Below are 5,267 nucleotides of genomic sequence, written 5' to 3'. Positions count from 1 at the left end.
CCAGGCTGACAGCGAACTCGACAGCACCTCACTACGAGAGACGCTGGGGCAACGGCTGCCGGACTATATGGTGCCGGGAGTCGTGGTCACGCTTGGTGCACTGCCGCTGAATGCCAATGGCAAAGTAGACCGTAAAGCATTGCCCGAGCCGGATTTGGCCAGTGGCTCGGACTATGAGCCGCCTCAGGGCGAAGTGGAAGAAGCGCTGGCGGAAATCTGGTCAGAGATACTTGGCGTCGAACAGGTGAGCCGACACGACAACTTCTTTGAGTTGGGCGGCCATTCGCTGCTGGCTTTGAAAGTGCTGGAGCAAATGCGGCACCGGGGACTGACAGCACAAGTACGAACCCTGTTCCAACACCCGGAACTGATAGACTTTGCCCAGGCGATTGCACAGAAGCCAGAACAGCAGGAACTCATCACCCCTCCTAATCGAATCCCTCACGATTGTCAGGCTCTCAGGCCTGATATGCTGACGCTGATCGAACTTAATGCTGAAGAGCTTCGTGAGATCGAAGCGGCAGTGCCCGGTGGCGCAAGGAATATCCAGGATATCTACCCACTAGCACCGCTGCAGGAGGGGATTCTCTTCCATCATCGGCTGCAAGAAGAGGGCGATGCCTATGTGACGCCTCGGCTGCTGGGCTTTGATAGCAGGGAGAGATTGGAAGCCTTTATTGCCGGTTTTAATAAGCTTATTGCCCGTCACGATATTTTACGTACTGCGGTGCTCTGGGAGGGGCTCCGTGAACCGGTGCAGGTGGTGTATCGACATGCCATGCTGGATATCGAGTGGCCGACCGCGCCAGATGTGGCCACCGGCGGTGTGGCCGAATGGTTATACACCCAGGTGGATCCTGAGCACCATCGCCTTGATGCGAGCCAAGCACCTATGATTCGGGCGCTGGCTGCCCACGATGCTGAGCAGGGACGCTGGTTGCTGCAGTTACCTAGCCACCATCTAGTCATGGATCACACCACCCTCGAGCTACTGGTGGAAGAAATTACCTTGATCCAGCAAGGCCGCGAGGGCGAACTGCCCAAGCCGATCCCATTCCGCAACTTTGTGGCGCAGGCGCGGTTGGGGGTAAGTCAGGCTGAGCATGAAGCCTTCTTCCAGAAGCGATTGGGTGATATAGAGGAACCCACAGCGCCCTTTGGGTTGCTTGACGTGCGCAGCGATGGTGGGGATATCGAAGAAGTGCACGTTCCTCTTGAAACAGAATTAGCCCAGCAGGTGCGACAACAGGCGCAGCGCCATGGCGTCAGCACGGCTAGCCTGTTCCACTTGGCCTGGGCCTTGGTGCTGAGCAAGACCACTGGGCGGGATGATGTGGTGTTCGGCACCGTGCTGTTCGGGCGCATGCAGGGCATCGAAGGTGCTGAGCGGGCACTGGGGATGTTTATTAATACGCTTCCTGTGCGCATCAAAACCGGTGCCCAGGGAGTAGATAAGGGTCTAAGCCAAACCCACGATGCCCTATCTGAGCTAATGCACCATGAACATGCCAGCCTCGGGTTAGCACAGCGCAGTAGTGGCTTGACGGGGGAAATACCGCTATTCACGAGCTTGCTGAATTATCGGTATGGCGGGGCTCAACAAGAGGAAACCCCTGTTCATACTTGGGAAGGTATGGAATTGTTGGAGGCTCAGGAGCGTACCAACTACCCGATCACTATGTCGGTGGACGATCTGGGTAACGGCTTCCAACTGGTAGGACAAGTTAGTCGAATGATTGGTGCACAGCGGCTGTGTGATTACTTGAACTCAGCCATTGCAGGTATTGTAGACAATCTGCAAGCATCGCCTCAGCAACCATTAAGTGAGATCAACCTGCTCAGAACAGACGAACAGCAGCTGTTGAGCGAGTGGGGAGAAAATACGCAACAGTATTCAGGCACTTCTCTAATTCATCACTTAATTGAGGGGCAAGCAGCGGCAACCCCAGAGGCCGCGGCAATAATATTTGAAGAGCAGTCACTCAGCTATGCTGAACTTAACAGCCGTGCAAATCGCTTGGCCCACTATTTGATCGGGCTAGGTGTGAAACCTGAAACTCGGGTGGGTATCGCTGTTGAGCGCTCCCTTGAGATGGTGGTGGGGCTACTGGGTATCCTCAAAGCGGGTGGTGCTTATGTGCCACTAGATCCCGATTATCCGAGCGATCGGTTGGCCTATATGGTCGAGGACAGCGGTATTGAGCTGCTGCTTACCCAGCAACATCTTAGTGAGTCGTTACCAGTAGCTGAAAGCCTGAATGTCATCGAACTGGATCAGTTGGATGTGACGCATCATGCGTCGACCAATCCAAACGTGACGCTACACGGTGAAAATCTTGCTTATGTGATCTATACCTCGGGCTCCACAGGACAACCTAAAGGGGCGCAGCTATGTCATGCGAACGTGACGCGATTACTTTATACCACGGCACCTTGGTTCAATTTTGACGAGCAAGATGCCTGGACAATGTTCCACTCCTACGCCTTCGATTTCTCAGTGTGGGAGGTGTTTGGGGCACTGTGCACGGGCGGGAAACTCGTCGTGGTGCCCTACTGGGTTAGCCGTTCGCCAGAGGACTTCCTTGAGCTGCTATGCCGGGAACAAGTGACAGTACTAAACCAGACGCCTTCTGCCTTCCGGCAGTTGATGGCTACCCCTGATCTCTATAACACGGAAGACCTAGCTTTGCGTGTGGTGGTCTTCGGTGGTGAAGCCTTGGCGCCGGAAAGCCTACGCCCTTGGATTGAGCATTTCGGTGATGATCATCCCCGCCTGATCAACATGTATGGCATCACTGAGACCACGGTGCATGTCACCTATCGGCGTGTGACAGCTGATGATCTGACAGGTCAGCGTAGTCCTATAGGGATTACCCTCCCGGATCTCGGCGCACATATATTAAATAGCCAGCTTAATCGTGTCCCCATCGGGATTCCTGGAGAGCTTTACGTATCAGGAGCAGGCTTGGCACGAGGCTATTTGAACCGCTGTAGCCTGACAGCAATGCGTTTTGTTGCTGACCCGTTTGGCTCGGGAGAGCGACTCTATCGCACTGGTGACCTGGTGCGCTGGCATGAAGACGGTCAGCTTGAGTACCTGGGGCGTATTGACCATCAGGTGAAAGTACGCGGCTTCCGCATCGAGCTGGGGGAGATTGAAGCGCAACTGCTATCTCAGCCGGAGGTGCGTGAGGCGGTGGTGTTTGCACAAGAAGGCCCCGGTGGTTCTAGATTAGCCGCTTATGTGGTTCCCGAAGCCAACATTGAGCTCGATACCAGCGCTCTCCGCGAGCGACTAGGCCAGTCTCTACCTGACTATATGGTGCCGGGAGTTGTAGTCCCCCTTGACGCAATACCGCTGACCTCCAACGGGAAGGTGGATCGCAGGGCGCTGCCCGAGCCTGATCTGGCGAGTAGCGAGCAGTATGAGCCTCCTCACGGTGAGGTGGAAGAAGCACTAGCAGCGACTTGGAGTGAGGTGTTGGGTGTGTATCAGGTGGGTCGACACGACAACTTCTTCGAGTTGGGTGGACATTCGCTGCTGGCTCTGAAAGTGCTGGAGAAAATGCGGAATTGTGGACTGACAGCGCAGGTGCGTACTCTTTTCCAATACCCGGAACTGGCAGCCTTTGCTCAGGCTATAGCCCAGAAGACATTGTGGGATGAAATTATCATCCCGCCCAACCGGATCCCTCACGATTGCCAATCTCTTCAGCCTGACATGTTGACGCTAATCAAGCTCAATGCCGAAGAGATCAGCGTGATCGAAGCGGCAGTGCCCGGCGGTGCTAGCAATATTCAGGATATCTATCCGCTGGCACCGCTGCAGGAGGGCATTCTCTTCCACCACCGGTTGCGGCAGCGGGGAGATACTTACGTGCTTCCCTGCCTTCTTGGTTTCGATAGCCGGGAACGGTTGGAAGCATTCATTGCCTGTTTCAATAAACTGATTCACCGCCATGACATCCTGCGTACTGCAGTGCTTTGGGACGGGCTCCGCCAGCCTGTACAGGTAGTTTACCGGCATGCCGAATTAGCTCTCGAATGGCTAGATTTGAATGGAGATGGTTCTCACTGCGTCGCTGAACGGCTGAATGCCGAGGTGGATCCTGAATATCGTCGTATTGATGTGCGCCGAGCGCCTATGCTGCGAGCGGTAGCCGCTCATGATCCTGAGCAAAAGCGTTGGTTGCTACAACTGCCTAGCCACCACCTGGTCATGGATCACACCACCCTTGAGTTATTGGTGGAAGAAATTGCTCTGATTCAGCAAGGCCGCGAGGACGAACTGCCCAAGCCGATACCATTCCGCAACTTCGTGGCGCAGGCCCAGCTAGGGGGTAGCCTGGAAGAGCACGAATCCTTCTTCCGCGAGCGGTTGGGCGATGTTGAAGAACCGACGGCTCCCTTCGGGCTACTAGACGTTCGCGGCGATGGCAGCGATATCGAAGAAGTGCACGTTCCTTTGGCTGCGGAACTAGCCCAGCAAGTTCGGCAGCAGGCGAAACGCCATGGTGTTAGCACAGCCAGCCTATTCCACTTAGCCTGGGCCTTGGTGCTCAGCAAAACGACTGGGCATGACGATGCGGTATTTGGCACTGTGCTGTTCGGTCGTATGCAGGGCACTGAAGGGGCCGAACGAGCACTGGGGATGTTTATTAATACGCTACCAGTGCGTATCAAACTGAGGGCTCAAGGTGCCGATAAGTGCCTGCGCCAAACCCACGACGCCCTATCTGAGCTAATGCACCATGAACATGCCAGTTTAGGATTAGCGCAGCGCTGTAGTGGGTTGCCTGGTGGGACGCCGCTATTTACCAGCTTGCTGAACTATCGTTACAGTGTTCCTCAGCAAGAGGGAAACACCGCTCATACCTGGGAAGGCATGGAGGTGCTGGGCGGTCAAGAACGCACCAACTACCCGATTACGATGTCGGTGGACGACCTAGGTAATGACTTCCAATTGGTAGGGCAGGTGAGCCGTATAGTCGGCGCTAAGCGGTTGTGTGATTACCTGAACACAGCCATTGCAGGCATCGTAGAAAATCTGCAAGCGGCGCCTCAACAACCGTTAAGTGAGATCAGTCTGCTCAGAGCAGACGAACAGCAGTTGTTGAACGGGTGGGGAGAGAATACGCAACAGTATTCAGGCACTTCTTCAGTCCATCACTTGGTTGAGCGACAGGCTGCGGCAACCCCAGAGGGCACGGCACTCGTATTTGAAGAGCAGTCACTGAGCTACACCGAACTTAACACCCGTGCCAATC

1 protein-coding gene is annotated in these 5,267 nt (G+C 55.1%); it reads left to right on the top strand.

What is annotated here, in order from left to right:
• Positions 1–5,267, top strand: a 5,267-nt coding sequence (locus K7H09_RS23655) for an amino acid adenylation domain-containing protein (protein WP_230806271.1), incomplete at both ends; no start/stop codon positions are given.

Origin of the sequence: Halomonas sp. IOP_14, assembly GCF_021021315.1 — a bacterium.
Taxonomy (GTDB): Bacteria; Pseudomonadota; Gammaproteobacteria; order Pseudomonadales; family Halomonadaceae; genus Vreelandella; species Vreelandella titanicae.
Note: the sequence above shows the minus strand (reverse complement) of the source record. Positions and strands in the feature narration are given on the sequence as shown.